The organism is Micromonospora foliorum, from assembly GCF_022229015.1.
GTDB lineage: Bacteria > Actinomycetota > Actinomycetes > Mycobacteriales > Micromonosporaceae > Micromonospora > Micromonospora foliorum.
Genome location: NZ_JAKKFF010000327.1, coordinates 1 through 3,025 on the forward strand (window position 1 = coordinate 1; position 3,025 = coordinate 3,025).

3 protein-coding genes are annotated in these 3,025 nt (G+C 72.2%); 1 reads left to right on the forward strand and 2 read right to left on the reverse strand.

Translation table 11 applies throughout. The features are described 5' to 3' along the window. Window positions 1-21: 21 nt before the first annotated feature. Window positions 22-1,191 (reverse strand): galactokinase, encoded by a 1,170-nt coding sequence (gene galK / locus PSH25_RS22705; RefSeq protein WP_238660987.1) that lies wholly within the window; start codon window positions 1,189-1,191, stop codon window positions 22-24. After that, a complete protein-coding gene (gene galE, locus PSH25_RS22710; RefSeq protein WP_238660989.1) occupies window positions 1,188-2,117 on the reverse strand; it encodes a UDP-glucose 4-epimerase GalE in 930 nt (309 codons plus the stop codon). The genes galK and galE overlap by 4 nt, the downstream gene beginning before the upstream one ends. 249 nt (window positions 2,118-2,366) lie before the next feature. Between galE and PSH25_RS22715 the strand changes: the two genes are divergently transcribed. Then, the coding region (locus PSH25_RS22715) for a CBS domain-containing protein (RefSeq protein WP_238660988.1) at window positions 2,367-3,025 on the forward strand (659 nt) is incomplete at its 3' end.

Genomic DNA, 3,025 nt, shown 5'->3' on the forward strand with positions numbered 1-3,025 from the left:
GGGTGGGGTGGGGTGGGGGGGTTAGGGCAGGCGGGTGGCGCCGGGGGAGGGGAGGACGGTCACGGTGCCGGGGGCGGTGAAGCCTCGGTCGGCGTACGCGTCGGTTACGGCGGCGGCTACCGCATCGGCGCGGTCGGCCTCGATCAGCGCGAGCACGCATCCGCCGAAGCCGCCGCCGGTCATCCGAGCGCCCAGCGCACCGGCCGTCAACGCCGCCTCGACCGCGGTGTCGATCTCCGGCACGGTGATCTCGAAGTCGTCGCGCATCGAGACGTGGGAGGCCGTCAGCAGCGGACCGATGTCGCGGACCCGGGCGGCGCGGAGCAGCGCCACCGTGTCCAGTACGCGTTGGTCCTCGGTCACCACGTGCCGCACCCGCCGCCGGGTCTCCTCGTCGTCGAGCTGGGCGAACGCGCCGTCGAGTTGGTCGATGCCCACGTCCCGCAGGGCGGCGACGCCGAGCGCCCTGGCTCCGGCCTCGCAGGAGCGACGGCGGGCCGCGTACTCCCCGTCGGCGTGGCGGTGCGGTGCCCGGCTGTCGATGACCAGCACAGCCAGGCCGGCGGCGTCCAGGTCGAACGGGATCTGCTCGACCGACTCGTCGCGACAGTCGAGGAAGAGGGCGTGCCCAGCGCGGCAACGGATCGCCGCGGACTGGTCCATGATGCCGGTCGGCGCGCCCACGTAGACGTTCTCTGCCCGCTGCGCCAGCCGGGGCTGCAGTGCCGGGGCAAGCTCCAGCCCGCCGAGGTCGAGCAGGGCAGCCAGCACGGCTGACTCCAGTGCGGCCGAGGAGGAGAGCCCGGAACCCAGCGGCACGTCGGAGGCGATCGCCAGCCGGGCACCCGGCACCGGATGGCCCGCCTCGCGCAGCGCCCAGACCACACCCGCGACGTACGCGCCCCAGCCGGTGACCCGACCCGGCTCGGCGACGTCGTCCGCGCCGAAGGTGATCGCCTCGTCGGGCAGCTCGGACCAGACCGTCCACTGCTCCCCGTCCTGCCGGTCGGCCGCGACGACGGTGCGCATCGGCAGCGCGAACGGCAGCACGAAGCCTTCGTTGTAGTCGGTGTGCTCGCCGATCAGGTTGACCCGGCCCGGGGCCGCCCAGCGGCCGGCAGCCTGGCCGCCGAACTGCGCGGAGAAGCCGGCCGCAGCCCGCTCGGCGACGTCACGGCTCGGGTGGGTCACGACTGCTCCAGGATGTGCGTGCGGTAGAACGCCCAGGCATCCCCGACCATGTCGTGCAGGGTCGGCTTCTGCGGCACCCAGCCCAGCTCGTTACGGGCCAGCGCGGACGACGCGACCAACTCGGCCGGGTCGCCCTCGCGGCGCGGGGCGACCTCGACGGGCAGTTGGCGCCCGGTGACCTCGCGGACCACGTCGACGACCTGGCGGTTGGTGAAGCCGTTGCCGTTGCCCAGGTTGTAGATCCGGTGCTGGCCGCTGGTGGCCACGTCCAACGCCAGCAGATGCGCGCGGGCCAGGTCGGCGACATGGATGTAGTCCCGGACGCAGGTGCCGTCCACGGTGGGGTAGTCGTCCCCGAAGAGCTGGAGCTTTTCCCGCCGGCCGGCGGCGACGTCCAGCGCGATCGGGATCAGGTGCGTCTCCGGGTCGTGCCGCTCGCCGAGGGTGATGTCGCCGTCGAGGTGGGCGCCGGCCACGTTGAAGTAGCGCAGCGACACGGCGGCCAGCCCGTGCCCGATCGCCTCGGAGGTGAGTGCCATGTCGACGGCGAGTTTGGTGGCGCCGTACGTGTTGGTGGGTGCCTTGACCGCGTTTTCGGTGATCGGCAGCTCGGTGGGGTTGCCGTAGACGGCGGCGGTGGAGGAGAAGACCATCCGGGGCACCCCGGCTGCCCGGACCGCGTCGATCAGGGCGAGCGTGCCGACGGTGTTGGTCTGCCAGTACAGCTCCGGCTTGACCATCGACTCGCCGGCAGCGATCAGGGCGGCGAAGTGCAGCACCCCGTCGAACCCGGCGTCGGCGGTGATGACGCGGGCGGCGTCGTGGATGGACGCCTCGACGTGGGTGGCCTCCGGGGCGAGGGCCTCGCGGTGGCCGGTGCGTAGGTCGTCCAGGATGACCACCTGGTGACCCGCGTCGAGCAGCATCCGGGTCACCACGCTCCCGATGAAGCCGGCGCCCCCGGTGACGAGCAGTTTCACGTCGTTGCCTCCTGCCTGGCCCGCCCGGGACGTGGCCCTTCGGTGATCACACTAGGGCGGTGGCCGGCACCCTCGCCGATACCACCGTCAACCCCATTCCATCATAATCTCTCATGATTAAACAGAGCCAAACATCTCTGGGTCGCTCCCCGTGATCCCCGGTGTGGTGGGCCCACGGTGTCTACCATCTCTGTCATGCGGGAAGTGGCCCGTCCCGGGCTCCGGCGACGCGCGCGGGTGCACCCCCGCCGCGACCCTGGTCCGCTCGCCCGGGCTGTGGCCCGGGTGCTGGTCCGCGCCGCGGACGGCGCCACCCGACTCGTCACCGACCTGCTCGGGACCGGTCCGGCGGCCGGCCGCGAGCGCATCTCCGAGGCCGATCTGCGGGACCTGGTCGCGGCGAACACGGTGCTCGACCCGGACGAACGGCGGATCATCGACGAGGTCCTGGTGGCCGGTGCCAGTCTGATCCGCGAGGTGATGATGCCGCGCACCGAGGTGGTCTTCCTCCCGGCGCGGCTGACCATCGTCGAAGCCGCCCGACTGGTCCGCGCCGAAACGCACACCCGCTACCCGGTCACCGACGGCACCCACGATGACGTGGTCGGCTTCGTGCACCTCCGTGACGTACTGCTGCGCCCGGACGCCGACCCGTGCCTCACCGTCGGCGAGTTGGCCCGGGAGGTGAAGCGCCTCCCCGGCAGCAAACGGGTGCTCGCCGCGCTGACCGAGATGCGCCGGGAGGGCCAGCACCTCGCGGTGGTGGTCGACGAGTACGGCGGCACGGCCGGGATCGTCACCCTGGAGGACCTCATCGAGGAGTTGGTCGGTGAGATCCACGACGAGTACGACCC

Excerpts from the sequence above, each read along its gene's own strand:
- galE (WP_238660989.1), bottom strand. The coding sequence starts at position 2,117 with ATGCTGCTCGACGCGGGTCACCAGGTGGTCATCCTGGACGACCTACGC.